Origin of the sequence: [Zimmermannella] faecalis ATCC 13722, from assembly GCF_000381765.1 — a bacterium.
In the GTDB taxonomy this organism is placed as follows: domain Bacteria; phylum Actinomycetota; class Actinomycetes; order Actinomycetales; family Microbacteriaceae; genus Gulosibacter; species Gulosibacter faecalis.
The window spans coordinates 177,624-204,070 of record NZ_KB907079.1 but is presented as its reverse complement, the minus strand read 5'-3'; the positions used below and the strand labels follow the sequence as shown (position 1 = coordinate 204,070).

Below are 26,447 nucleotides of genomic sequence, written 5' to 3'. Positions count from 1 at the left end.
AAGAAACGACTATGTCCCCGCCCACGTGACCCCACCTGAGCGCCGCGCGCCTAGTTCTTGCGCAGCAGCACCTTGTGAATCGCGTGGTCGGCCGACTTGCGCAGGATGAGCTTCGCGCGCGAGCGGGTCGGCAGCACGTTCTGCTCGAGGTTCGGGAGGTTGATCGAGTTCCAGATCTCCGAGGCGGTTGCGAGCGCCTCGGCGGGCGAGAGGTCGGCGTACTTGCGGAAGTACGACGACGGGTTCACGAACGCGCCGCGCTGCAGCTGCTGGAACCGCTCGAGGTACCAGCGCTCGATGTAGCTCGTGCGCGCATCCACGTAGATCGAGAAGTCGAACATGTCGCTCACCGCGAGGCCGCCGCCGCGCGAGGGCGGCTGGAGCACGTTGAGCCCCTCGACGATGAGCACGTCGGGGGAGTGCACGACGATCTCGGCGTTCGGCACGATGTCGTACACGACGTGCGAGTAGAACGGCGCGCGCACCTCGGGAGCCCCCGACTTGATCTGCGTGACGAAGCGCAGCAGCGCGCGGCGGTCGTACGACTCGGGGAAGCCCTTGCGGCTCATGAGACCGCGCCGCTCGAGCTCGGCGTTCGAGTAGAGGAAGCCGTCGGTCGTGACGAGCTCGACGCGGGGCGTGTCCTCCCAGCGGCGCAGAATCTCGCGCAGGAGCCGCGCGACGGTCGACTTGCCGACCGCGACCGAACCGGCAACGCCGATGACGAACGGCGTGCCCGAACCCCGCTCGCCGAGGAACGAATTCGTTGCGCGGCGCAGCTGCCGCGCGTTGTTCACGTGGATGTTCAACAGCCGCGACAGGGGCAGGTACACCTCGCGCACCTCGTCGATGTCGATGGGGTCGCCGAGGCTTCGCAGCCGGGCGACGTCGCCCTCGTCGATCGTCAGCGGCGTGGCCGGCGCGAGGTCGGCCCAGTCGGCGCGATCGATCTCGTCAAACGGCGTCGACCATTTCGGCGCGACCGTTCGATGTGCTGCTGTCGTGAGCATCCGCCTAGTTTACGGGGCGCGGCGCGCGGGCCCGGAATTTGGCGATCACCGGCATATTGGTGAATCGCTCCACCGAGTACGCTTAACGAACGATGTGCCGCATCGCCGCGGTGCGCTCCCCGCAGTTACTGAACCTCAGGAGGCAGTGGTGTCTGCTACTACCGCGTCGCCCACCGACCAATCGTCGGGCGGCAAGAATCAATTCAGTGTTGGCGTCCAAAAGTTCGGCACATTCCTTTCGGGAATGATCATGCCGAATATCCCCGCGCTTATTGCGTGGGGTCTGTTCACGGCATTCTTCATCGAAAAGGGCTGGACCCCGAACGCGAGCCTTTCGGAGCTTGTCGGGCCGACCATCCACTACCTCCTGCCGCTGCTGATCGCGAACACCGCGGGCCGCATGGTCTACAAGGAGCGCGGCGGCGTCGTCGCGACCGTCGCGACGATCGGTGTCATCATCGGCAGCGACCACATCGTCAACGAGTTCAACGCGACGCTGCCGGAGGGCTCGGCGGAGCTGCCGCAGGTGCACATGTTCATCGGCGCGATGATCATGGCGCCGCTCGCGGCCTGGATCATGAAGCAGCTCGACCGGCTCTGGGACGGCAAGATTCGCGCCGGCTTCGAGATGCTCGTCAACCTGTTCTCGGCCGGAATCCTCTCGTTCGGCCTCGCGATCGCCGGGTTCTACCTGCTCGCGCCCGTCGTGAACGGCATCATGACGGTGCTCGGCAACGCGGTGGGCTGGCTCATCGACCACAGCCTGCTGCCGCTCACGAGCCTGCTGATCGAGCCGGCGAAGGTCTTCTTCCTCAACAACGCCATTAACCACGGCGTGCTCACGCCGCTCGGCACGCAGATGTCGTCGACCGACGGCAAGTCGATCCTGTTCCTGCTCGAGGCGAACCCCGGCCCCGGCCTCGGCATCCTCATCGCCTTCGCCGTGTTCGGCGTCGGCATGGCCCGCGCCTCGGCGCCCGGTGCCGCGATCATCCACTTCATCGGCGGCATTCACGAGATCTACTTCCCGTACGTGCTCATGAAGCCCGCGCTGCTGCTCGCCGTCATGGCGGGTGGCGTCACCGGGGTCACGACGAACATGCTCTTCGACGCCGGCCTGCGGGCACCCGCCGCGCCGGGGTCGATCATCGCGATCCTCCTGCAGACCGCGAGCGACAGCTACCTCGGCGTGATCCTCTCGGTCGTGCTCTCGGCGACCGTGTCGTTCCTCATCGCCGCCGTGATTCTGCGCGCCTCGCGCAAGCGTGACCTCGCCGCGCTCGAGCGTGGCGAAGACGGCATGAGCGCCGCGGTCGCGAAGACGCAGCGGAACAAGGGCAAGGAATCGGCCGCGCTCTCGGGTCTCGCGGGCCAGGCGCAGGGCGCGTCGCTGCGCGACGAGATCGCCGACCCGAACCGCGACATCTCGTCGGTCGTGTTCGCGTGCGACGCCGGTATGGGGTCGAGCGCAATGGGCGCGAGCGTGCTCCGCAAGAAGGTGAAGGATGCGGGCATCACGGGCGTGAAGGTCACGAACGCTGCGATCGCGAACCTTGACGAGACGGCCGACCTCATCGTGACGCAGGAGGAGCTGACGCCCCGCGCGAAGCAGCGCCGCCCCGACGCGATCCACATCTCGGTGGGCCAGTTCATGAACTCGCCGAAGTACGACGAGGTCGTCGACCTGCTCAAGCAGCGCCAGGAGGGCTCGCTCGAACCGGCCGAGGCTCCTGCCGAGGCCGCTGCAGCGGCAGAGCCCGCAGCATCCGGCACCGCGGCCGCGCCTGCAGCATCCGACACCGCGACCGCCTCGGCGGCGACCGCGACGGCTGCGGCACCGGCAACCGACGCCGACGTGCTCACCCTCGAGAGCATCACGACCGCGCCCGCCGCGACGAACCGCGACGACGCGATCCGCGAGGCGGGGGAGCGACTCGTCGCCCGCGGCGCGGTGACGCCCGAGTACGTCGACGCGATGTTCGCCCGCGAGCGCGAGGTGTCGACCTTCATGGGCAACTTCCTCGCGATTCCCCACGGCACGAACGAGGCGAAGCAGGCCGTGCTCGCCTCCGGGCTCTCGGTTGCGCGGTACCCCGAACCGATTGACTGGGACGGCAACGAGGTGCGCTTCGTGATCGGCATCGCCGGGAAGGACGGCGGCCACCTCGAGATCCTCGCGAAGATCGCGCAGATCTTCGCCGATGAGGCCCAGGTCGAGCGCCTGCTCGCGGCCGAGACCGACGCCGAACTGTACGAACTACTGAGCGGAGTGAATAACTGATGACCCAAACCGCGGTGCACTTCGGTGCTGGCAATATCGGCCGTGGCTTCATTGGCCTCGCGCTGCACGAGGCCGGGTACGACCTCGTCTTCTCTGACGTGAACGCCGAGCTCGTCGACGCCCTCAACGCGGCCGACAGCTACGCCGTGCACGAGGTGGGGGCCGAGGCCCGCACGCACACGGTCGACCGATTCCGTGCCGTGAACTCGGCGACGAACGAGGCCGACGCCGTGGCAGCGGTCGCGGGCGCCGACATCGCGACCTGCGCGGTCGGCGCCGGCGTGCTGAAGTTCATCGCGCCGGTGATTCGCGAGGGCCTGCGCGAGCGGGCCGCCGACGCGCCGAAGCTCGTCGTGCTCGCCTGCGAGAACGCGATCAACGCGACCGACACGCTGCGCGACTTCGTGCTCGACGGCGCGCCCGAGCTCGCCGACCGCGCGATCTTCGCGAACACGGCAGTCGACCGCATCATCCCGGCCGTGCACGCCGAGGGCCTCGACGTCGTCGTCGAGGACTTCAGCGAGTGGGCGATCGAGCGCGGGCCGTTCGCGGGCGCCGAGCCGAGCATCCCCGACGCGCACTTCGTCGACGACCTTGCCCCGTACATCCGCCGCAAGCTGTTCACCGTGAACACGGGCCACGCCACGGCGGCGTACTGGGGGAGCCTCGCGGGCGAGGAGTCGATCGCGTCGGCCCTCGGCAACGCGAAGGTGCGCGAAGAGGTGGATGCGGTGCTCGCCGAGACGAGCGAGCTGCTGATCGCGCAGTTTGGGTTCGGCAAGGACGAGCACGCGGCGTACGTCGCGCGCACGATTCAGCGGTTCGAGAACCCGGAGCTGCCCGACACCCCGACGCGCATCGGCCGGCAGCCGCTGCGCAAGCTGAGTCGACACGAGCGGTTTATCGAGCCGGCGTTCGATCTCGCGACGCGCGGCCTCGAGCACGGCGCGCTGCTGCGGGCCGTTGGCGCGGCGCTGCAGTTCCGCAGCGACGACGACGAGCAGTCGCAGGAGCTCGGCCGCCTGCTCGAGACGCTCGAGCCCGAGCAGGTCGTTGCCCAGGTGATGGGAGTCGAGCCGGGCGAGGTGCTGCACGACGAGCTCGTCGAGGTCGTGCGCGGCGTCGACGAAGCGTAGGCGCGCCCGCAGCCAACCAAGTGGCCACGTGAGCGACAACTGGCGCCGTCCTGACGGCGCCAGTTGTCGTCTGTGTCGTCGATGGTGGCGCCAGTGGCGACGGGCCCGGACACGCGCCGCGGCCAGCGATGTCGTGCGGATGCACGCGCGTGTCGCCGACATGGGGCAGAATTACCCCCATGTGTGGAATCGTTGGATACGTCGGTGACCGCCCCAGTCAGCAGATCCTGATCTCGGGCCTCGCGCGACTCGAATACCGGGGTTACGACTCCGCAGGAATCGCCGTCGTTGATGGCAACGGCGAGCTGCACGCGCGCAAGCGTGCGGGCAAGCTGCAGGTGCTCGTCGATGACCTCGACGCCCACGAGATGGCCGACGGCACGATCGGCATCGGGCACACGCGCTGGGCCACGCACGGCCCCGCGAACGACCAGAACGCGCATCCGCACCTCTCGGACGGCGGGAACCTCGCCGTCATTCACAACGGCATCATCGAGAACTTCCACGAGCTGCGCGAAGAGCTCATCGCCGAGGGCGTCGAGTTCCAGTCGGAGACCGATACCGAGGTCGCCGCCCACCTGCTCGGTCGCGACTACGCGGCCACGGGCAACCTCGAGCAGACCTTCCGCAACGTTGTGCCCCGCCTCGAGGGCGCGTTCACGCTCATCGCGGTGCACGCCTCGCAGCCCGACGTGCTCGTCGGCGCGCGCCTCAACTCGCCGCTCGTGATCGGCCTCGGCGAGGGCGAGAACTTCCTCGGCTCCGACGTCGCGGCGTTCGTCGAGCACACCGACCGCGCGATCGCGGTTGGCCAGGAGCAGATCGTCGTCGTGCGCAAGGACTCGGTCGAGATCACGACCTTCGCGGGCGAGCCCGCCGAGGGCGACGAGTTCCACGTGAGCTGGGATGCGTCGGCCGCCGACAAGGGCGGCTGGCCGTCGTACATGGCGAAGGAGATCTCCGAGAACCCCGAGTCGATCGAGAAGACGATCCTCGGCCGCGTCGCCGACGACCACGTCAAGCTCCCCGGCCTCGAGGCGCTCGGTGACGACTACTTCCGCGACATCGACCGCATCCTGCTCGTCGCCTGCGGCACGGCCTACTACTCGGGCCTCACCGGCGCGTACGCGCTCGAGCAGTGGGCGCGCATCCCCGTCGCCGTCGAGCTCGCGCACGAGTTCCGCTACCGCGACCCCGTCGTGAGCGAGCGCACGCTCGTCGTCTCGCTCTCGCAGTCGGGCGAGACGATGGATACGCTCATGGCCGTGCGCTACGCGCGCGACCTCGGCGCGAAGACAATCTCGATCTGCAACACGCAGGGCGCGTCGATTCCGCGCGAGTCCGACGCGGTCGTCTACACCCACGCCGGCCCCGAGGTCGCCGTGGCGTCGACGAAGGCCTTCACCGCCCAGATCGCCGCGATCTACCTGCTCGGCCTCTACATCGCGGGCGCGCGCGAGACGCTCACGCGCCAGCAGATCAGCGAGCACCTCGCCGAGTTCCGCACCCTGCCCGAGAAGATGTCGCAGGCGCTCGAGCAGCACGACCGCATCCACGAGCTCGCGACCTGGATGGCCGACACGCGCTCGGTGCTGTTCCTCGGCCGCTCGACTGGCTACCCGATCGCGCTCGAGGGCGCGCTCAAGCTCAAGGAGATCGCCTACATTCACGCCGAGGGCTTCGCCGCCGGCGAGCTGAAGCACGGCCCGATCGCCCTCATCGAGCCCGGCCAGCCGGTGTTCGTGGTGGTGCCGAGCCCGCGCCACGACAACACGCTGCACCCGAAGGTGGTGTCGAACATCCAGGAGATCCGCGCTCGCGGCGCCCGCGTCATCGCGATCTCCGAGGCCGGCGACGCCGCGGTGCTGCCGTTCGCTGACGAGGTGTTCGCGATGCCGGCGACCGAGCACTTCTTCGAACCGTTCCTGCGCGTGCTGCCCCTGCAGATCTTCGCGCTTGAGCTCGCGACGGCGAAGGGGCTCGACGTCGACCAGCCCCGCAACCTCGCGAAGTCGGTCACCGTCGAATAGCGATCAACGTCGATGATCATCGGCATCGGCGTCGACACGGTCGAGCACACGAGGGTCGAGCGCGCGCTGCGCGTGCCCGGCTTCGGGCCGCGAATCTTTACCGAGGCCGAACTCGCGCTGCCGCTCACGAGCATTTGCGCTCGCTGGGCGGCGCGCGAGGCCGCGGTGAAGGCCCTCGGTGGGCTGCACGGCATCGCGCTGCGTGACCTCGAGGTGCACCGCGAACACCTCGGCGCCCCGAGCTTCGTGCTCGGCGAGGCGCTCGAAGGTGTGCTCGCGCGCCTCGGCGTCGCGCGCCTCCACCTGTCGCTGTCGCACGACCGCGACGTCGCGACCGCGTTCGTCATCGCAGAGGGAGCCTCGTGACCGCCCCGGCGCCCGCCCCGCGCATCCACGTAGACCTCGACGCGATCGCGCACAACCTGCGGGCGTTCGCCGATGCGGTCGGCGTGCCGGTCATCGCGATCGTGAAGGCGAACGCGTACGGGCACGGGATGCTCGAGGTCGGCCGCGCGGCCGTCGCGGCGGGCGCGGCGGCGCTCGGCGTCGCCGACGTTGACGAGGCGCTGCAGCTGCGTGCGGGCGGCATCACGGCCCCCGTGATCGCGTGGCTCGATGCGCCGAGCATCGATTTTGGCGCGGCGGTGCTCGCCGGGGTCGAGCTCGGACTTTCGAGCCCGCAGCACCTCGCGATGCTCGCGAGCTGGGCCGAGCGAAGCGGCCGCATGGACGAGCCGGTGCCCGTGCACATCAAGGTCGACACTGGGCTCGGCCGCAACGGCACGCGTGAGGCCGACTGGCGGCCGATGTTCGCGCTCGCCCGCGACTACGAGCAGCGCGGGCTCGTGCGGGTTCGCGGGCTCATGAGCCACTTCTCGGGCACGAGCGACGACGACGACCGCGCGCAGCTTGCCGCCTTCGAGCGGGCGCTCGGCGCCGCGCGGGCGGCGGGCCTGAAGCCGACCGTGCGCCACCTCGCGGCGACGGCCGGTGCGCTGCGGCTGCCCGAGGCGCGCTACGACGCGACCCGGCTCGGCATCGCGCTCTACGGCCTCGACCCGCTCGCGCCGGGTGCGCACTGCGGCATCGAGCTGCGCCCCGCGCTCACGCTCACGGCGCACGTGCGTCGCCGCGACGTCGACGAAATGCCTCGCTGGCTGCTCGACGTCGGCCAGGTCGACGGCCTGCTGCCGGTCGCCGAGGGCGAGCTCACGCTGCACGACGAGGCGGGCGACGCGTGGCGGCTCGAGCGCGTCGACGCGACCCACTGCATCGTCACGCCGCTCGGCGACGTCGAGCGGAGCGAGGTGCGCCGCGTCACCGTCATCGGCGGCACCGCGACGGCCGACGACTGGGCCGCCGCGTCGGGCACGATCAACTACGAGGTCACGACGCGACTCAGCTCGCGCCTGCCGCGCGAGTTCCACGGGGGCCACGCCTCGCATCCGGCCGGCGCCCGGCGCCCGCGGGCCGTCGCGCCCCAGGTCGCGTCGCCGCTGCCCGAGCTCGTGATCGACGACGCCGAGCTCGCGGCGCGGCTCGCCGAGCTCGCGCGCGACGGCGTGCCGCTCGATCTCACCGCGGACGCGTACGGCTTCGGCCTCGAACGGATGCTCGGGCTCGCGTCGGGCCTGCGGCTCGAGTTGCTCGTGCGGCGCGAGCACGATCGCGCGGCCCTGCGCGAGTACGGCGTGACGGCGCGGGTCGAGCCGAGGGCCGGACTCGCGTCGCGCGCGATCTACGGCTTCGGCGGCGACGCCCCATCACCGACCGTGCTGCGGAGCGAGCTCGCGCAGATCAAGCGGGTGCCGGCGGGACAGGGCGTGAGTTACGGCTACGAGTGGCGCGCGCCCGCGCCGACGACGCTCGGGCTCGTCGCGGTCGGCTACGCCGACGCGATTCCGCGCTCTGCCCTCGGCCGCGCATCCCTCGTCGTCGACGGCGTGCCCGCGCCGATCGTCGGGCGGGTCGCGATGGATCAGGTCGTCGTCGACCTCGGCGACCGCGAGAGCCGACCGGGCGCGCCCGTGCGCTTGTGGGGCTGGCGCGCGAGCGACGCGACGCTCGACGACTGGGAGACCTGGACCGGGCTGACGGGCGAGGGGATCGTCGCGGGGCTCGGAGCCCGGGTGCGGCGCCGCAGCCGCGTCGACCTCGAAGACGTGTAGCGCCCGGTGGGTTTGTAGGCTTTGCACGTGACTTCGACCACCCTGCGCATCTCGACCGCCGCCGATATGGAGCGCCTCGGCGCCGCCCTCGGCCGCGTGCTCGGCCGCGGCGACGTGCTCGTGCTGAACGGCCCGCTCGGGGCCGGGAAGACGACGCTCGTGCGCGGCCTCGGCGAAGCGCTCGGCGTGCGCGGCGCGGTGTCGAGCCCGACCTTCATCATTGCCCGCACGCATCCGCCCCTCGCCGACGGCCCCGCGCTGATTCACGTCGACGCGTACCGGCTCAGCTCGGCGCTCGAGCTCGACGACCTCGACCTCGACCTCGATTCCGCCGTGACCGTCATTGAGTGGGGCGGCGACGTCGTCGGCGCGATCGCCGACGAGTGGCTTGAGCTCGAGATCGCCCGGCCCCGCGCTGGCGAGGGCGACGCTGCCGATGGAGACGACGCCGACGCCGAGGTCGACGAGCCGCGCGACGTGACGCTCCGCGCGGTCGGTGACCGCTTCGCCGCGCTCACGCTCGCGGGCCTCGTCGGCGACGAGGCGTGAACTCACACCCCGCCGCCGCGCGTAGAATCGGCTCCATGCTGCTCGCGATCGACACCTCCGCCGGCTGCGACGTTGCGGTCGTGAGCGACCAGGGGCGCGTCCTCGGCGAGTACCGCGAGCCGAGTGCGCGCCACCACGCCGAGGCGATCGGCCTCGCGATCGCCGGCGCCCTCGAGGCAGCCGGAATCGGCCCCGCCGACGTCACTGGCGTCGTGTGCGGCATGGGCCCCGGCCCCTTCACGGGCCTGCGCGTCGGCGTCGCCGCCGCCCGCACGTTCGCGTTCGCGCACCGACTGCCGCTCCACCCCCTGCCGAGCCACGACGCGATCGCGCACGAGTGGCGCCACGCGCATCCGGCCGACGAGGGCGAACTCATCGTCACGACCGACGCGCGCCGCCGCGAGCTCGCGCTGAGCCGCTACGCCGCGGGCTCGCCCGTCGCGGCCTCGGGCTTCACGCTCGTCGCACCCGACGCGGTGCCCGACGACGCGACGCGCGCGGATGCGCACGAGGTCTCGGCCGCGCACCTCGCGCTCGCGTGGCTCGAGCGTCGCGAGCGCGGGCTGCCCGAGGCGACCGACGAGATTCTCTACCTGCGCGCGCCCGACGCGAAGCCCGGCGCGGTGCCGAAACGAGTCACGGCATGAGCGGCGAGATCCGGCTGCGGCCCGCCGACGTCGCCGACCTCGAGGCGATGGTCGCGCTCGACCACGAGATGTTTCCGCTCGACCACTGGAGCGCGAACGGGATGCGCGACGAGCTCGCGAGCGAGCACACCGGCTACTGGGTGCTCGACCGCGACGGCGAGCTGCTCGGCGCCGCCGGCGTGCTCGCGGCGCGCGGCGCGGGCGAGGCCGACGTGCAGACGATCGCGGTGCGCCCCGAGCTGCGCCGCTCCGGCTGGGGCACGCGCCTGCTGCGGCAGCTGCTCGAGTGGGCGGGGGAGCGCGGCGCGAAGCGCGTGTTCCTCGAGGTGCGCGAATCGGGCGCACCCGCCCGCGCGCTCTACGACTCGCTCGGATTCGAGGAAATCGGGCGACGCGACAACTACTACCGGCAAGAGGGAGAGGCGGCGATCGTGATGCGCGCCGACATCGAGCTCGCGCTGCGGCACGCGGATGCGCGGCTGCAGCCCGCGCGCGAACCGCTCGTGCTCGGCATCGAAACGAGCTGCGACGAAACGGGCGTCGGCATCGTGCGCGGCACGACCCTGCTCACGAACGCGGTCGCCTCGTCGATGGACGAGCAGGCGAAATACGGCGGCGTCGTGCCCGAGGTTGCGGCGCGCGCGCACGCCGACTCGATGGTGCCGGTGCTGCAGCAGGCGCTCGACGAGGCGGGCGTGACGCTCGACGACCTCGACGCGATCGCCGTGACGGCGGGGCCCGGCCTCGCCGGGGCCCTCATGGTCGGCGTGGGCGCGGCGAAGGCGCTCGCGGTCGCGACGGGCAAGCCCCTCTACGGCGTGAACCACCTCGTCGGTCACGTCGCCGCCGACCTGCTGCGCGACGGCGGCTCGAGTGTCGAGTTCCCGACCGTCGCGCTGCTCGTCTCGGGCGGACACACCTCGCTCATCCGGGTCGACTCGCTCGCGGGCGACTCCGAGCTGCTTGGCGAGACGATCGACGATGCTGCGGGCGAGGCGTTCGACAAGGTCGCGCGCGTGCTCGGGCTGCCGTACCCCGGGGGCCCGCAGATCGACCGGGCCGCCGCCGATGGCGACCCGAAGGCGTTTCGATTTCCGCGCGGGCTGTCGCGCGCATCCGACCTCGAACGCCACCGCTACGACTTCTCGTTCTCAGGGCTGAAGACCGCGGTTGCCCGCCAGGTCGAGCGATTCGAAGACGCGGGGGAGCCCGTGCCGGTTGCCAACATCGCCGCGTCGTTCCGTGAGGCCGTCGCCGACGTGCTCGTGACGAAGGCGCTCGCGGCGTGCCGCGACCTCGGCATTCCTCGGCTGCTGCTCGGCGGCGGCGTCGCCGCGAACGCGCGCATCCGTGAGCTCGCGGGGGAGCGCTGCGCCGAGGCTGGGGTGTCGCTGCACATTCCGCCGCTGCGGCTGTGCACCGACAACGGGGCGATGATCGCCGTGCTCGGCGCGCAGCTGGTCGCCGCAGGGCACGAACCGTCGCCCGCCGACTTCGCGGCCGATTCCACGCTGCCAATGACGCAGGCGCAACTCACGGAATCTTCGAGTCGTACGCCTAGGATGATCGCGGGTTTGAAGGGAGCGCATCGATGACCGACACCGAGGGTGCAAACACGAAGCGGCCGCAGGGCGACGACCACGAGGTCGTGCCCGCGGCGGGCGGAACGTTCGGCGTCACCGACGATCAGTCGGAGTTCGGGCGCGGCCCGGTCGAAGACCGCAGCGATGTGGGCGACGACGACACCGGCACCCTCGACGTCGAGGGTCTGACGAACGACGACTACGCCGACCGCGTTCGCCACGAAGACCACGTCGAGTACGAGGCCTACGGGAATGGTGGTGAGCCCGCCGTGCGCGAGTCGCACACGCCCGGCTCCGTGCCGCAGGGCGCGGGCTTCGGCGTGCCCCCGGCGCAGCAGCAGGGCTACGGGCAGCAGCGCGAGCAGGAGTTCGCGCCCACGCAGTTCGGCGCGCCGTCGCAGGGCGCGAAGCCGAAGTCGACGTACTCGATCATCGCGCTCGGGCTCGCGGTCGTCGCGCTCGTGCTGCTCTGCTTCCCCGGCTGGACATGGGTCGCCGCCGGCATCGTCGGCGTGCTCGGCATCGTCACCGGCGTCATCGCGCTCTCGCGCGAACCGAAGGCGAAGGCGTTCTCGGGCATCGGTATTGGCGGCTCGGCGATCGCGATCGCACTGTCGGTCGCGACGGCGATCGTCGTCGCGCTCTAGCTGACGCAGGCGCTATGCCGCGCTAGCAGCGGTCGGCGAGGATGGCGACGCGACGGTCCTGCACGCGCGTGCAGATGAGCGTCGCGGCCTCGTCGCCGCGCGGCTGCAGCTCTTTGCGGAGCCGCGCGGGGTCGATGTCGACGCCCCGCTTCTTGATCTCGAGGCGGCCGATTTCGAGGGCGCGCAGGCGCTTCTTCAACTGATTCGGATGCAGCGGCAGCACCTCGCGCACGCGGAACGACTGCGCGAACGGGGTGTCGTGCGCCGAGTCGGCGGTCACCCACGCGATCTCGCGCGAGATCATGTGGCCGCCAAGCTCGCGGGCGAGGTCACCAATGAACCGGCCGCGGATCACCGCGCCGTCGGGCTCGTACAGGTAGTCGCCGAGCTCGCCGATCGGCGCATCCTCGCTCGCGAGCGTGCTCGAGACGAGCTCCCGCGCGGAGCCGTCGCGCAGCACGAGTGCGCTCCTCGCGACGCCCGGTCGCGCCGTCGCCCCGAGCCACACGGAACATTCGACGAGCTCGCCGCCGACCGACAGCCACTGCGCCTCGATCGGCTGCGCCTCGGTCGCCTCGGGCAGGAGCTCGTGCGGCATTGCGGGGCCGAGCTTCACGCCGGTCGTGCGGGTCTCGGTCGCGGTGCCGAAAGCGAAGTCGAGGGATGGGCGCCAGTCGTTGGGGTCGGCGAGCCGCCGGGTCGTGCCGCGCAGTTCCGTGCGACGGGCGGGGTCGAGAAACGCGCCATCGAACTCCGCGAGGTCGAACTCCTCGGCGACGCTGTGCTCGACGCGGGCGTTCGAGAACGGCGCGAGATTGAACGTCGCGAGCGCAGCGGTCGTCTCGTCGGCATCGACCGCGACGACGTCGAACCCGAGCGACGCGAAAGCGAGCGAGTCGGCGCCGATTCCGCAGCCGAGGTCGGCGACGCGGCGAGCCTCGGCGCGGCGAAAGCGTTCCGCGTGGCGGGCGGCGACCTGCAGCCGGGTCGCCTGCGCGAGGCCAGCTTCGGTGAACAGCATGTTCGTCGCAAATTCGCCGAACTTCGCCCGGGCACGGCGCCGCAGCTTCAGCTGCGTGAGCACGACGGCGCTCGTGCGCGCATCCGCCCCCGCCTTGCGCAGTGCGGTGACGGCACCCACCGAGTCGGCGATCGTATCGAGATCGGCGAACTCATCGAGCAGGCGCATCGCCTGGGGCGTCAGCAGCGCCGAAACGTCATCGCGGTTCATCCGGATAACGCTACCCAGTCGAGCGTCGCGGCGAGCCCAGGGGAGTTTGAGGGTCGCCTACTCCGCGCGGCGGGGTCGGCGGCGCGAGTGGCATTCGCTGTGGGCGGACGCGACCCGGCGCGGGTGGCACCATCAGGCACGTCGGCATACACTCGTGTTAGCACCCTCAGGGTGAGAGTGCTAACTTCAAACTTGCACAGCTCGTCAAGAGAAAGAGGATTGCCGTGTCGGTGAACATCCAGCCGCTCGAAGATCGCATTGTCATTCAGCAGGTTCAGGCCGAGCAGACCACCGCGTCGGGTCTCGTGATTCCTGACACCGCGAAGGAGAAGCCCCAGGAGGGCGAGGTCGTGGCCGTGGGCCCCGGTCGCTTCGACGATGAAGGCAACCGCATCCCCATGGACGTTGCCGTCGGCGACAAGGTCATCTACTCGAAGTACGGTGGCACCGAGGTGAAGTACGGCGGCGAGGAGTACCTGATTCTCTCGGCGCGCGACGTGCTCGCGAAGATCGCCTAGGCGACCGCACCAAGGCTTGACGGGCTCCCGGAATACCGGGGGCCCGTCAGTCTTTTCCTGCTGGCGCTTCCCGCTTGCGGAGGGTTCGCTGCGGGTGTCGTCGTGGCGGAGTAGGCTAGCGCTTCGTGACCCCTCCTGCCTCGCCGACCGCATCCCGTTCCGCTTCGGGGCAGACGACGGGGCTCCTGCTCGGCATCCTGTCGTTCGCGACGTGGGGGCTCCTGCCGCTGTATCTGCAGACGGTGAAGCCGACCACGACGCTCGAGATCATTGCCTGGCGCATCCTGCTCTCGGTCGTGTTCTGCCTCGTCGTCGTGCTCGTCGCGCGGCGCTGGAAGGTGCTCGTCGCCCTCGTGCGCGACTGGCGCTCGACGCTCTGGCTCGGGGCCGCGAGCATCGCCGTGTTCCTCAACTGGACCATGTACGTGCTCGCCGTCGAGCTCGGCCGGTCGCTCGAGGGCTCGCTCGGCTACTACCTCAACCCGCTCGTGTCGATGCTGCTCGGCATGGTCGTGCTCGGCGAGCGGTTGCGGCCCCTGCAGTGGGTTGCCGCCGGGTTCGCGGTGCTGTCGTTCGGCACGATGGTCGTCGCGTACGGGGAGCCGCCGTGGCTCTCGCTCGGCGTCGCGGTTTCCTTCGCGCTCTACGGACTCATCAAGAAGCGGGTGAGCACGAGCGCCGACCCGATCGCGGGCCTCACGGTCGAGACGATGTGGCTCGCCCCGGTCGGCGGCGCGCTGCTGCTCGTCGTCGGGCTCACGAGCGGCATCACGATGGGCAACGTGGGCGCTGGCCACACGACCATGCTGCTGCTCGCGGGCGCGATGACGAGCGTGCCGCTGCTGCTGTTCGCCGCCGCGACGGCCCGGCTCACGCTCGTCGAGGTCGGCATTGTGCAGTACGTCGCGCCGACCATGCAGTTCATCTTCGGCATCACGTTGCTGCACGAGCCGATGCCGGCCGAGCGCTGGCTCGGCTTCGTGCTCGTCTGGATCGCCCTCGTGTTCTTCACGATCGACCTCGTGCGCGACGTTCGCCGTCGCCGCCGCGCCGCCCGCGCGGCCGGCAAGCCCGTGATCGAGCGCGACCCGACCGGCGAAATCAACGTCGTGTAGCGCCCCCGCGGGCCGGTGCGGAATGCGTCGGCGCGCGCGGGCGTTCACCCCTAAAATGGAGGCCACGGCCCGTCCGTATCCACGCTGGGCCCTTCCCACTGGGGCCTTCCCCCCAACCGCCTTTGCAGGAGCGAAATGACTGAGCACGACCCCTTCGGCTTTACCGGACTCACCTACGACGACGTGTTGCTGCTGCCGGAGGAGACCGACGTGATTCCGTCGGAGGTCGACACCACGACCCAGCTCACCCGCAACATCTCGGTGCGCGTGCCCCTCGTCTCGGCGGCGATGGATACGGTGACCGAGTCGCGCCTCGCGATCGCGATGGCACGCCAGGGCGGCCTCGGCATTGTGCACCGCAACGCGTCGGTGCAGGACCAGGCCGAGATGGTCGATCGCGTGAAACGCTCGGAGTCGGGCATGATCACGAACCCGATCACGACCTCGCCCGACGCGACCGTCGCCGACGTCGACGAGATCTGCGGCCAGTTCCGCATCTCGGGCCTGCCCGTCGTCGACGAGGCCGGCAAGCTCGTCGGCATCATCTCGAACCGCGACATGCGCTTCGTGCCCGAGAGCGAGATGCGCACGACGAAGGTGCACGAGGTCATGACGTCGGAGTCGCTCGTGACGGCACCCGTCGGCATCGACGGCGAGTCGGCGTTCCGCCTGCTCGGCCAGCACCGCATCGAGAAGCTGCCGCTCGTTGATGACGACGGCGTGCTGCGCGGCCTCATCACGGTGAAGGACTTCGACAAGCGCGACAAGTACCCGCTCGCGACGAAGGATGCGCAGGGTCGCCTGCGCGTCGGCGCCGCGATCGGCTTCTTCGGCGACGCCTGGGAGCGCGCGGGCGCGCTGCGCGACGCGGGTGTTGACGCGATCGTCGTCGACACCGCGAACGGGCACTCGCGCGGCGAGATCGAGATGATCCGCAAGCTCAAGAACGACCCCGCGTTCGCCGACGTCGACATCATTGGCGGCAACATCGCGACCCGCGAGGGCGCGGCCGCGCTGATTGAGGCTGGCGCCGACGCGGTGAAGGTTGGCGTGGGGCCCGGCTCGATCTGCACCACCCGCGTGGTCGCGGGCGTCGGCGTGCCGCAGATCACCGCGATCTACGAGGCGGCGAAGGCCGCCCGCGGCACCGGCGTGCCCGTGATCGCCGACGGTGGTCTGCAGTACTCGGGCGACATCGCGAAGGCGCTCGTCGCCGGCGCGAACGCGGTCATGCTCGGCTCGCTGCTCGCGGGCACCGACGAGGCGCCCGGCGACCTCATCTTCGTGAACGGCAAGCAGTACAAGCAGTACCGCGGCATGGGCTCGCTCGGCGCGATGCAGACCCGCGGCAAGAAGACGTCGTACTCTCGCGACCGCTACTTCCAGGCCGACGTGCCGAGCGATGACGAGCTCATCGCCGAGGGCATCGAGGGCAAGGTGCAGTACCGCGGCACGGTGCGTCAGAACGTTTTCCAGCTCACGGGCGGCCTGCACCAGTCGATGTTCTACGTCGGCGCCCGCACGATCCCCGAGCTGCAGTCGCGCGGCCGCTTTGTGCGCATCACGCCCGCCGGGCTCAAGGAATCGCACCCCCACGACGTGCAGATGGTCATGGAGGCCCCGAACTACAAGAAGTAGGTCGCGCGCCGCGCGCGTCCCCGCGCATCCGTGCATCCGTGCATCCATCGCATGGGTTGTCAGAAAGGCCCCGTCACACGAGTGTGTGACGGGGCCTTTGCGACAACCCATGGGCGGCCATGGGCAGGGGAGTGCAGCTAGTTTTCGGCCTTGCCGAGGCGCCAGTAGCCCATGAACGCGACCGTGCGCTTGTCGATGCCGCGCTCGCCGACGAGGTGGCGCCGCAGCGTCTTCACCGACTGCGACTCGCCCGCGAGCCAGGCGTAGAGCGTCGTGTGCTCGAGCGCCGCGCCGCCCTTCGCGGTGCGCGGCACCTCCCAGAGCAGGTCGGTATCAATGTTGATCTCGGTGACGGTCTGCGGCTCGCCCTCGGGCGCGAGCTCGGCCGTCGCCTCCTTCACGGCGGGCACGAGTGCGTCGCCGTGCGGGCGGCCCTCGCGCGCCACGACGCGCACCGAGAAACCGGGATGCGCGGGGAAGTACTCGGCGTCGGCCTCGTGCTCGACCTCGATGACGGCGACGCCCTGCGCGTCGTCGGGCAGCTGCTCGAGCATGACGGCGATCGCGGGCGCGGCGGTCTCGTCGCCGACGAGCAGGAACCGCTCGGTGCGGGCGGGCGGCACGAAGTCGACACCGCCGGGCTCGCCGTCGTAGCGGGCGTTCGGGCCGAGAATCACGAGCTCGTCGCCGGGCTGTGCGGTCTCGAGCCACTCCGATGCGGGCCCGGGCTGCACGCCCTCGGGCGTCGGGTGCACGACGAGGTCGACGTCGATCTCGCACGCGTGCTGCCGCACGTAGCGGGTGGTGTAGGTGCGGATGGGCGGGCGCGCCTCGTCGGGCAGCTCGCGCCAGTCGGTGAACCAGTCGGTCGAGCCGAGGAGCTTGCGCGGGTCGGCGCCCGGCTTTGCGAAGAGGAGCTTGATGCGCTGATCCCAGCCCGGGTCGGCGAAGTGGGCGAGTGATTCGTCGACGAACGTCACGCGCCGGAACCCGGGCGTGAGGTCTTGGACCCGGCTCACTCGAACCGGAAAGAATGCGAACGGCGTGATGTCCGTGGTCAAAAGGGGCCTCCGAAGCCTTCGGCGATGGGGATGCGGCGAGGCGCGCACAACCAGGTAAGGCTACCCTAACGACACCCACTCGACGGCGGCGCGGGCAACTGCACGACGCTCGATCCTCGCCGGAACGCGACCCGGCGAAATGTCAAGTTCGCGGCGACTCAACGCGGCAATTGGTGAAGTTCGCACACCAGAGTGCAACAAAGTGGCAAAGATTTGGTGCCAGGGGAGAAGCGAATCTGTGCAACAGGTGAACAACGTCCTAGAGCTGACAGTCAAAGAACCGGCTCTCGATGCGCAGCGTTGCGCTTGAGCAGCGGGAGCCCCCTCACACATATCGAAATGAGGAAACATGTCGAGACGACCACGACTCCTTCGCGGGTCGATTGCCATCGCCGCTTCGGGGATGCTGCTGCTCGCGGGTTGCGCCGGTGGCGGCGGTGAGACTGGTGCCACTGGTGGCTCCGGTGACTCGGCCGCCATCGTCACCACGAACGGCAGCGAGCCCCAGAACCCCCTGATCACCTACGCGACCACCGAGACCGGTGGCGGCAAGATTCTCACCGCAATGTACGCGGGTCTTGTCAGCTACTCGGCCGACGGCGAGGTCGAGAACGAGCTTGCCGAGTCGCTCGAGAGCGACGACAACATCACCTGGACGATCACGCTCAAAGGTGGCGCAACGTTCACGAACGGTGAGGAAATCACCGCGCAGACGTTCGTCGACACCTGGACCCACGCGGCCCAGGACCCGAACGGTGCGTACTGGTACGGCAACTTCAAGGGTGTCAGCGAAGACGGCAGCACGGCGCCCGAGGGCCTCGAGGTGGTCGACGACACGACCTTCACCGTGACCCTGAACACGCCCGAGGCCGACTTCCCGATGCGACTCGGCTACACGGCCTACATGCCGCTGCCCTCGGTCGCGTTCGAAGACATGGATGCGTTCGGCGAGAGCCCGATCGGCAACGGCCCCTACATGCTCGAGAGCGAGGACGCCTGGCGTCACGACGAGGGCATCACCCTCGTGACGAACCCCGACTACGAGGGCAACCGCACGCCGGTCAACGGTGGCATCGAGTTCATCTTCTACACCGGCCTCGACGCGGCCTACGCCGACGTTCAGAGCGGCAACCTCGACGTGCTCGACGCGGTGCCCGACACGGCGTTCGGCACCTACGAGACCGACTTCCCCGACCGCAACGTGAACCAGGCCGCGGCGATCTACCAGGGCTTCAACATCCCCTTCTACCTCGAGCACTTCGGTGACGACGAAGAGGGCAAGCTCCGCCGCGAGGCCATCTCGCTGTCGATCAACCGCCAGGAGATCACCGACACGATCTTCCAGGGCACCCGCACCCCGGCGAGCGACTTCACCTCGCCCGTCGTTGAGGGCTGGAGCGACAGCCTGCCCGGCAGCGAGGTGCTCGAGTACGACCCCGAGAAGGCACAGGAACTCTGGGCCGAGGCCGACGCCATCTCGCCGTACGACGACACGTTCACGATTTCGTACAACGCCGACGGTGGCCACCAGGCCTGGGTCGACGCGGTCGCGAACAACATCTCGAACACCCTCGGCATCCAGGCAGAGGGCAAGTCGTACCCGACCTTCGCCGCGGCGCTTGAAGACCGCGCCAACGCGACGCTGACCGGTGCCACCCGCGCCGGCTGGCAGGGCGACTACCCGTCGCAGGGTAACTTCCTCTCGGGCCAGTACCAGTCGAACGCCGCCTCGAACTACGAGCAGTACGACAGCGAGGCCTTCGACGCGAAGATCGCCGAGGCCGCGCAGGCTCCCTCGGTTGAAGAGGCGACGAAGCTCTACGCTGAGGCGCAGGAAATCCTCTTCGAGGACCTCCCCTCGATCCCGCTCTGGTACTCGAACGCGGTCGGCGTCTGGGCCGACACGGTCGACAACGTCGTGTTCGGTTGGGACTCCGTGCCGATCTACGACCAGATCACCAAGGCGTAGCCACTCATCCGCACCCCGGTTCGGCGCCGAGCGAGCTCGCTCGGCGCCGAACGCGGGGCTCACCCATGTGTGCGGGGTGGCGACCCTGCCCCGCGCGCAGGACCTGTCATAAGGAGTAGCCGATGCTTTGGTATCTCGGCCGGCGCCTGTTGCAGCTGATTCCGGTGTTTTTTGGGGCAACCTTCCTCATCTACAGCCTCGTTTTCTTGCTGCCTGGCGACCCCATCGCAGCGCTGTTCGGCGACCGACAGCCCTCGCAAGCCGCGATCGACGCGATCCGCGCGCAATATCACCTCGATGACCCGTTCATCGTCCAGTACTTCCACTACATTTCCGGCCTCGTCGTCGGCGACTGGGGCACGACCTTCTCGGGCCGCCCGGTCACCGAGGTCATGGCGAACGCCTTCCCGATCACCGCGCGACTCGCGATGCTCGCCCTCGCCATGGAGGCGATCGCCGGCATCACGATCGGCCTCGTCGCTGGCCTTCGCAAGGGCAAGCTCTTCGACGCGAGCGCCCTCGTGGTGAGCCTGCTGCTCATTTCTGTACCGACCTTCGTGATCGGTTATGTGCTGCAGCTCATCTTCGGCGTGCACCTCGGCTGGGCCCGCACGACCGTGAGCTCCGAGGCGCCCTGGAGCGAACTCATCCTCCCCGCGATCGTGCTCGCGAGCACGTCGTTCGCGTACATCGTTCGACTGACCCGCGCATCCGTTGCCGAAAACATGTCGGCCGACTTCGTGCGCACCGCGAAGGCGAAGGGCCTGCCGCGGCGTCGCGTCATCACGGTGCACGTGATGCGCAACTCGCTCGTGCCCGTCGTCACGTTCCTCGGCATCGACCTCGGCTCGCTCATGGTCGGCGCGATCGTCACCGAGGGCATCTTCAACATCAACGGTGTCGGTGGCACCGTGTTCCGCGCGGTCACGATCGGCGAGGGGCCAACCGTGGTCTCATTCGTCGCGATCATGGTGTTGATCTACATGTTCGCGAACCTGCTCGTCGATCTGCTCTACGCGTGGCTTGACCCAAGGATCCGCTATGCCAAGTAACTCGCTTCCCAAGCAGCAACGCTTTGTCGCACCGCTCGAGGACGCCCCGCTGCAGGCGATCGACGCGGTCAAAACGAGCGACAAGCCCCGCACCACCTGGGGCGACGCCTGGAAGTCGATGCGCAGCCGCCCGATGTTCTGGGTTTCGTCGGTGCTGATTCTGTTCATCCTCTTCGTCTCGGTCGCACCAGGCGTGTTCACGAACGAATCGCCCAACCAGGGGTGCCTGCTCGCGAACAGCGACGGCGCGCCCGTCTCGGGGCACCCGTTCGGCTTCACCCGCCAGGGCTGCGACGTGTTCGCCCGCGTGCTCTACGGCGCGCAGGCCTCGGTGATGGTCGGCTTCCTCGCGACGATCATCGTCGTCATCGCCGGCGTCATCATCGGCTCGCTCGCCGGCTACTACGGCGGCTGGCTCGACAGCGTCGTGTCGCGAATCGGCGACATCTTCTTCGCGATTCCGATCGTGCTCGGCTCGATCGTCATCATGTCGACCGTCGACAACCGCACGCCGCTGCTCGTCGCCCTCGTGATCGCGCTGTTCGCCTGGCCACAGATCGCCCGCATCATGCGCGGCGCGGTCATGACCGCGAAACAGGCCGACTACGTGACCGCCTCGATCGCCCTCGGGCTCTCGCGGTTCCGCATCCTGCTGCGCCACGTGCTGCCGAACGCGATCGCCCCGGTCATCGCGGTCGCGACCGTCTCGCTCGGCACGTACATCGTGGCCGAGTCGACGCTGTCGTTCCTCGGCATCGGCCTGCCACCGAGCACGATGTCGTGGGGCAACGACATCTCGCAGGCGCGCACGTCGCTCGCGACGAACCCGCTCGTGCTCGTGTTCCCCGCGGGAGCGCTGTCGATCACGGTGCTCTCGTTCCTCATGCTCGGTGACGTGGTCACCGACGCGCTCGACCCGAAGGAGCGTGCTCGCCGATGACCACCACAACGAACCCCGCCGCCGAGGCGTCGACCGCGACCTCGGCACAGCCGCTGCTCGACATCCGGAATCTCGAAGTGAACTTCGAGACGAAGGAGGGCTCGGTGCCCGCCGTGCGCGGCATCGACCTCACGATTTATCCCGGCCAGTCGGTCGCGATCGTCGGCGAGTCGGGCTCGGGCAAGTCGACGACCGCGCAGGCGATCATTGACCTCCTGCCCGGCTCGGGCCACGTGACGGGTGGCGAGATCCTCTTCGAGGGTCGCGACCTCTCGAAGCTCCCGGCCTCCGAGCTCACGAAGATCCGCGGCGAGCGCATCGGCTACGTGCCGCAAGACCCGATGTCGAACCTCAACCCCGTGTGGTCGATCGGCTTCCAGGTCGAAGAGGCGATCAAGTTCAACAACGTCGCGACCGGCACGCGGGCGATCCGCAAGCGCGCGATCGAGGTGCTCACCGAGGCGGGCCTGCCCGACGCGAGCAGCCGTCTGCGCCAGTACCCGCACGAGTTCTCGGGCGGGATGCGCCAGCGCGCGCTGATCGGTATCGGCATGTCGGCGCGGCCCAAGCTGCTCATCGCCGATGAGCCGACCTCGGCCCTCGACGTGACGGTGCAGCGGCAGATTCTCGACCACCTCGAGACGCTCACGAGCCAGTACGGCACGTCGGTGCTCTTCATCACGCACGACCTTGGCCTCGCCGCCGACCGTGCCGAGCACCTCGTCGTCATGTACCGCGGCAAGGTCGTCGAATCGGGGCCGTCGCGCGAGATTCTCACCGACCCGCAGCATCCGTACACGAAGCGCCTCGTGGGCGCTGCCCCGAGCCTCGCATCCAAGCGACTCGAGGTGCTGCGGCAAGACAACGACCTTCCGACCGAGCTCACGGGCGCGATCGAGCAGCAGATGCTCGAGCACGCCCAGGAGCGCGAGGAGGTCGCCGATGAGACGCCCGCGCACAGCGAAGCGCTGATCAACATCACCGACGCGCGCAAGGTGTACCGCCTGCGCACCCGCGGCTTCCAGAAGAAGGAGGTCGTCGCGGTCAACGACGTGAGCGTGCAGATTGAGCGCGGCACGACGACCGCGATCGTGGGGGAATCGGGCTCGGGCAAGTCGACGCTCGCGAAGCTGTTCCTGCAGCTCGAGCCGGCGACGAGCGGCAGCATCAAGTTCGACGGCGTCGAACTTGCGGGCCTCGGCAAGCGGGAGCTGCTCGCGTTCCGTCGCCGGGTGCAGCCGGTGTTCCAGGACCCGTACGGCACCCTTGACCCGCAGTACTCGGTGGGCAACACGATCGCCGAGCCGATGCAGATTCACGGCGTCGGCACGCCGGCCGAGCGCCGCAAGCGGGTCGAGGAGCTGCTCGACCAGGTGGCGCTGCCGAAGGGCCTGCGTGACCGCTACCCGAGTGAGCTCTCGGGCGGCCAGCGGCAGCGTGTTGCCGTCGCGCGTGCCCTCGCGCTGAAGCCCGAGGTGCTCGTGCTTGACGAGGCCGTTTCGGCGCTCGACGTGCTCGTGCAGGGGCAGATTCTGCAGTTGCTTACGCAGCTGCAGACCGACCTCGGCCTGACGTACATGTTCATCACGCACGACCTCGCGGTGGTGCGACTTGTCGCCGACAACGTCTGCGTGATGCGCAAGGGCGAGATTGTCGAGCGGGGCACGACCGATGCGCTGTTCGACAACCCGCGCGAGGAGTACACGCAGCAGCTGCTCGCGGCGATCCCGGGCGCGAACTTCGAGTTCGGAGCCTAGCCGCCGGCCCGCGCATCCCCCCTCTACCCCCCCCAGTTGAGTGGTCGATTTTTGCTGTTTTGAAGCTTCAAAACAGCAAAAATCGACCACTCAACTGGGGTTTTTTGGCGGCGGTGGGGTTAGGGGTGGCGCTGGAGGAACTCGAGCACCGCGACACGGTCGACGCCCGTGAACGTACCCGAGGGCATCGCGGCGAGCAGCGACGAGTTGAGCCGCGCCGAGGGCCACGCGTGATCGCCCCAGCGCTCGACGAGCTCGGGGTCGGGCTCGCGGCAGCAGGATGGGTCGGGGCAGTCAGAGCGCAGGCGCACGTCGGTGTCGCGGCCGCGGAACCACTTCGCCTCCGAAAACTTCGTGCCGACGCTGATCGAATACCCGCCGCCGGGGCCCGGCTCGACCTGTGACGTGCACCAGTAGCTGCCGGCCGGCTTGTCGGTGTACTGCGAGTACGTGCCGATGCGCTCGTCGGTCGTGAACACCTGGCGCGCGCTCCACCAGCGGCACACGATCTGCCCCTCGACGTTGCCGAGCGCATCCGTCGGAAACTGCACCGCGTCGTTCTCGTACGCCTTCAGCAGCGTGCCCGACGCGTGCGCCTTGAGGAAATGCACCGGAATTTCGAGGTGCTGCGTCGCGAGGTTGCTGAACCGGTGCGCCGCCGTCTCGTACGTCACGCCGTAGTGCCCGCGAAACTCCTCGATCGACAGGTCGCGCCGCTGCTTCGCCGCGCGCAGCAGCGGCACCGCCGACACCTCGGGCAGCAGAATCGCGCCCGCGAAGTAGTTCGTTTCAACGCGCTGCTGCAGCAGGTCGCCATAGTCGACCGGCTCGCGCTTGTCGAGCACGTACGCGGCGAGCGCCTGCAGCACGACCGAGCGCGATTCGTTCACGCCGCTCGCGGGCAGGTACACGCGCATCCGCTCGCTGTCGGTGATGCTCTTCGTCGTGTGCGGCAGGTCGTCGACGGCGTGCAGCGTGAACCCGAGGTGGCCGGCGATGCGCTTTACGGTGTCCATCGACACGGGCCCATCGCGGTAGCCGATCGCCGAGAGAATCGCCTGCGCCTCGTGCTCGAGCTCGGCGAAGTAGTTGCCGCGCTCGCGCTGTTCGGCGCGCAGCTTGAGGTTGGCGCGGCGGGCGACCTCGGGCGTCGCGGCCCGCGACGAGTGCAGCTGCGTGAGCTCGCCGAGCAGCTTCAGCTGCGTGCGCATGACGTCGTCGCTGAGGCTCTTGCGCACGGGAATCTCGGGCAGCCCGAGGCTCGCGTAGAGCGGAGTGCGCTGCGCCCGCAGAAACTCGACCTCGAGCGCATCCCGTTCGCTCAGCTCGCCGCGCTGATACAGCGCCTCGGGCGTCGTGCCGAGCGCCTCGGCGATGCGCTGCAGCTCACCGAGGCGCAGGTCGCGCTGTCCGTTCTCGATGACCGAGACGCGCGAGGGCGCCTTGCCGAGCCGGTCGGCGAATTCCTGCAGCGACATCCCGCGCTCGACGCGGCGGGCACGGATACGCCTGCCAAGGTCGAGCGGGTCGGGCGCGGCTGAGCGCTCGGGTCGGGTCGTGGTGGTCACGTCATCGGGAGCCATGGCGTAATCATGGCCGAGGTTCTGTCGCGCAGCAACGCGAGAAATTCTCGCCAGCGGAAAAACCGCGAAACTTCCGCCTCGGATTCGGGCTCGACCCGGCGCATCCACCCGCAGGCTGGATGCACAGGCCGCAGCACCGAAGCTCGGCACCGAACGAAGGACGACGCGATGACCTCGACCAACGCCGCATCGAACCACCCGCTGCCGGGTGACCAGACCCAGACCGCCGACGACCTGCGCCTCGACTGGGAGTCGAACCCGCGCTGGCACGACGTCGCCCGCGGCTACACGGCCGAGGACGTCGTTCGACTGCGCGGCCCTGTGCGCGAAGAGCACACGTTCGCCCGCCGCGGCGCCGACCGCCTCTGGAACCAGATTCAGCGCAACCACGACGACCCGACGGCGTGGACCTACGCGCTCGGCGCCCTCACCGGCAACCAGGCCGTGCAGCAGGTGCGCGCCGGCCTGCAGGCCGTGTACCTCTCGGGCTGGCAGGTCGCCGCCGACGCGAACCTCTCGGGCGAGACCTACCCCGACCAGTCGCTCTACCCGGCGAACTCGGTGCCGCAGGTGGTGCGCCGCGTGAACAACGCGCTGCAGCGCGCCGCTCAGATCGAGTTCGGCGAGACCGGCACGAACGAGCGCGACTGGTTCGCGCCCGTCGTCGCCGACGCCGAGGCCGGCTTCGGCGGCCCGCTCAACGCGTATGAGCTCATGCACCAGATGATCGCGGCCGGCGCCGCGGGCGTGCACTGGGAAGACCAGCTCGCGAGCGAGAAGAAGTGCGGCCACATGGGCGGCAAGGTGCTCGTGCCGACGAGCCAGCACATCCGCACCCTGAACGCGGCCCGCCTCGCCTCCGACGTCGCCGAGGTGCCGACGATCATCATCGCCCGCACCGACTCGCTCGCCGCCACCCTGCTCACGAGCGACGTCGACGAGCGCGACCGCCCCTTCGTAACGGGCGAGCGCACGGCCGAGGGCTTCTACGAGGTGCAAAACGGCATCGAGCCCGTCATCGCCCGCTGCCTCGAGTACGCGAAGTACGCCGACCTGCTCTGGGTCGAGACCGCCGTGCCCGACCTCGAGCACGCCCGCACAGTTGCCGAGCGCGTGCGCGCCGAGCATCCGAACCAGCTGCTCGCGTACAACTGCTCGCCGAGCTTCAACTGGCGTCGCCACCTCGACGACGACCAGATCGCCCGGTTCCAGCGCGAGCTTTCGGCGATGGGATACGCGTTCCAGTTCATCACGCTCGCCGGGTTCCACGCGCTCAACCACTCGATGTTCGAGCTTGCCCGCGGCTACGAGTCGCGGCAGATGGAGGCGTACGTCGAACTGCAGGAGGCGGAGTTCGCGTCGGAGGCCGACGGCTACACGGCGACGAAGCACCAGCGCGAGGTCGGCACCGGCTACTTCGACCTCATCTCGACCGCGCTCAACCCCGACTCGAAGACGCTCGCGCTCGTGGGCTCGACCGAGTCAGAGCAGTTCCACTAGGCCGGCACCCGGCTCAATGCAGTTCCGCTAGG

Annotated in this window: 21 protein-coding genes; 17 read left to right on the top strand and 4 right to left on the bottom strand. The window is 69.4% G+C overall.

The features are described from left to right. Positions 1 to 50: 50 nt before the first annotated feature. Positions 51 to 1,010: a type I pantothenate kinase gene (gene coaA / locus G328_RS0109025; RefSeq protein WP_019619023.1), complete on the bottom strand. Its 960-nt coding sequence runs from the start codon at positions 1,008 to 1,010 to the stop codon at positions 51 to 53. 145 nt (positions 1,011 to 1,155) lie between these two features. Here coaA and G328_RS0109020 point away from each other — a divergent pair, with 145 nt between their 5' ends. The 9 genes from G328_RS0109020 (at position 1,156) to G328_RS0108980 (ending at position 12,051) form a co-directional block, all read left to right on the top strand. Then, positions 1,156 to 3,291, top strand: a complete 2,136-nt coding sequence (locus tag G328_RS0109020; RefSeq protein WP_390294596.1) for a PTS mannitol transporter subunit IICBA — start codon at positions 1,156 to 1,158, stop codon at positions 3,289 to 3,291. Continuing rightward, entirely contained in the window at positions 3,291 to 4,427 is a 1,137-nt protein-coding gene (locus G328_RS0109015) for a mannitol-1-phosphate 5-dehydrogenase (RefSeq protein WP_019619021.1), read from the top strand. The genes G328_RS0109020 and G328_RS0109015 overlap by 1 nt, the downstream gene beginning before the upstream one ends. Positions 4,428 to 4,606: 179 nt before the next feature. Next, on the top strand, positions 4,607 to 6,457 hold the full coding sequence (gene glmS, locus G328_RS0109010) for a glutamine--fructose-6-phosphate transaminase (isomerizing) (RefSeq protein WP_019619020.1): 1,851 nt from the start codon (positions 4,607 to 4,609) through the stop codon (positions 6,455 to 6,457). Between the two features lie 12 nt (positions 6,458 to 6,469). Further along, positions 6,470 to 6,823 carry a holo-ACP synthase gene (locus tag G328_RS0109005; RefSeq protein WP_019619019.1) on the top strand — a complete coding sequence of 118 codons (354 nt, stop codon included), beginning with the start codon at positions 6,470 to 6,472 and terminating at the stop codon, positions 6,821 to 6,823. Then, positions 6,820 to 8,625: an alanine racemase gene (locus tag G328_RS15930; protein ID WP_019619018.1), complete on the top strand. Its 1,806-nt coding sequence runs from the start codon at positions 6,820 to 6,822 to the stop codon at positions 8,623 to 8,625. Before G328_RS0109005 ends, G328_RS15930 begins: the two co-directional genes overlap by 4 nt. A 27-nt stretch (positions 8,626 to 8,652) precedes the next feature. Beyond that, positions 8,653 to 9,174: a tRNA (adenosine(37)-N6)-threonylcarbamoyltransferase complex ATPase subunit type 1 TsaE gene (gene tsaE / locus G328_RS0108995; RefSeq protein WP_019619017.1), complete on the top strand. Its 522-nt coding sequence runs from the start codon at positions 8,653 to 8,655 to the stop codon at positions 9,172 to 9,174. Between the two features lie 35 nt (positions 9,175 to 9,209). Next, complete coding sequence (gene tsaB, locus G328_RS0108990; protein WP_019619016.1) at positions 9,210 to 9,821, top strand: tRNA (adenosine(37)-N6)-threonylcarbamoyltransferase complex dimerization subunit type 1 TsaB; 612 nt, start codon at positions 9,210 to 9,212, stop codon at positions 9,819 to 9,821. Beyond that, positions 9,818 to 11,416 (top strand): tRNA (adenosine(37)-N6)-threonylcarbamoyltransferase complex transferase subunit TsaD, encoded by a 1,599-nt coding sequence (tsaD, locus tag G328_RS14965; protein ID WP_019619015.1) that lies wholly within the window; start codon positions 9,818 to 9,820, stop codon positions 11,414 to 11,416. Before tsaB ends, tsaD begins: the two co-directional genes overlap by 4 nt. Continuing rightward, positions 11,413 to 12,051, top strand: coding sequence for a Bax inhibitor 1 family protein (locus tag G328_RS0108980; protein WP_019619014.1), 639 nt, complete (start codon positions 11,413 to 11,415; stop codon positions 12,049 to 12,051). Before tsaD ends, G328_RS0108980 begins: the two co-directional genes overlap by 4 nt. Positions 12,052 to 12,073: 22 nt before the next feature. On the opposite strand, the gene G328_RS0108975 is transcribed toward G328_RS0108980, so the two are convergent. After that, positions 12,074 to 13,282, bottom strand: a complete 1,209-nt coding sequence (locus tag G328_RS0108975) for a class I SAM-dependent methyltransferase (protein ID WP_019619013.1) — start codon at positions 13,280 to 13,282, stop codon at positions 12,074 to 12,076. A 224-nt stretch (positions 13,283 to 13,506) separates the two neighbouring features. On the opposite strand from G328_RS0108975, the gene groES reads away from it, so the two are divergent. The 3 genes from groES to guaB all read left to right on the top strand — a co-directional run bounded on the left by groES (position 13,507) and on the right by guaB (position 16,553). After that, positions 13,507 to 13,800 (top strand): co-chaperone GroES, encoded by a 294-nt coding sequence (gene groES / locus G328_RS0108970; RefSeq protein WP_019619012.1) that lies wholly within the window; start codon positions 13,507 to 13,509, stop codon positions 13,798 to 13,800. Positions 13,801 to 13,925: 125 nt separating this feature from the next. Next, complete coding sequence (rarD, locus tag G328_RS0108965) at positions 13,926 to 14,915, top strand: EamA family transporter RarD (RefSeq protein ID WP_019619011.1); 990 nt, start codon at positions 13,926 to 13,928, stop codon at positions 14,913 to 14,915. 135 nt (positions 14,916 to 15,050) lie between these two features. Beyond that, positions 15,051 to 16,553 carry an IMP dehydrogenase gene (guaB, locus tag G328_RS0108960; RefSeq protein WP_019619010.1) on the top strand — a complete coding sequence of 501 codons (1,503 nt, stop codon included), beginning with the start codon at positions 15,051 to 15,053 and terminating at the stop codon, positions 16,551 to 16,553. Between the two features lie 137 nt (positions 16,554 to 16,690). Here the strand turns inward: guaB and G328_RS0108955 are convergent, their stop codons facing one another. Continuing rightward, positions 16,691 to 17,614, bottom strand: a complete 924-nt coding sequence (locus G328_RS0108955) for a siderophore-interacting protein (RefSeq protein WP_019619009.1) — start codon at positions 17,612 to 17,614, stop codon at positions 16,691 to 16,693. A gap of 349 nt (positions 17,615 to 17,963) precedes the next feature. Here G328_RS0108955 and G328_RS0108950 point away from each other — a divergent pair, with 349 nt between their 5' ends. The 4 genes from G328_RS0108950 to G328_RS0108935 all read left to right on the top strand — a co-directional run bounded on the left by G328_RS0108950 (position 17,964) and on the right by G328_RS0108935 (position 23,332). Further along, positions 17,964 to 19,583: a peptide ABC transporter substrate-binding protein gene (locus G328_RS0108950; protein WP_040905228.1), complete on the top strand. Its 1,620-nt coding sequence runs from the start codon at positions 17,964 to 17,966 to the stop codon at positions 19,581 to 19,583. Positions 19,584 to 19,705: 122 nt separating this feature from the next. After that, positions 19,706 to 20,635 (top strand): ABC transporter permease, encoded by a 930-nt coding sequence (locus G328_RS0108945; protein ID WP_019619007.1) that lies wholly within the window; start codon positions 19,706 to 19,708, stop codon positions 20,633 to 20,635. After that, positions 20,625 to 21,575 carry an ABC transporter permease gene (locus G328_RS0108940; protein WP_019619006.1) on the top strand — a complete coding sequence of 317 codons (951 nt, stop codon included), beginning with the start codon at positions 20,625 to 20,627 and terminating at the stop codon, positions 21,573 to 21,575. Before G328_RS0108945 ends, G328_RS0108940 begins: the two co-directional genes overlap by 11 nt. Next, on the top strand, positions 21,572 to 23,332 hold the full coding sequence (locus G328_RS0108935; RefSeq protein ID WP_019619005.1) for a dipeptide ABC transporter ATP-binding protein: 1,761 nt from the start codon (positions 21,572 to 21,574) through the stop codon (positions 23,330 to 23,332). The genes G328_RS0108940 and G328_RS0108935 overlap by 4 nt, the downstream gene beginning before the upstream one ends. A gap of 119 nt (positions 23,333 to 23,451) precedes the next feature. Here G328_RS0108935 and G328_RS0108930 read toward each other — a convergent pair whose 3' ends face one another. After that, positions 23,452 to 24,915: an XRE family transcriptional regulator gene (locus tag G328_RS0108930; RefSeq protein WP_019619004.1), complete on the bottom strand. Its 1,464-nt coding sequence runs from the start codon at positions 24,913 to 24,915 to the stop codon at positions 23,452 to 23,454. A 168-nt stretch (positions 24,916 to 25,083) separates the two neighbouring features. Here G328_RS0108930 and aceA point away from each other — a divergent pair, with 168 nt between their 5' ends. Continuing rightward, positions 25,084 to 26,415, top strand: a complete 1,332-nt coding sequence (gene aceA, locus G328_RS0108925; RefSeq protein ID WP_019619003.1) for an isocitrate lyase — start codon at positions 25,084 to 25,086, stop codon at positions 26,413 to 26,415. The last annotated feature ends 32 nt before the right edge of the window (positions 26,416 to 26,447 follow it).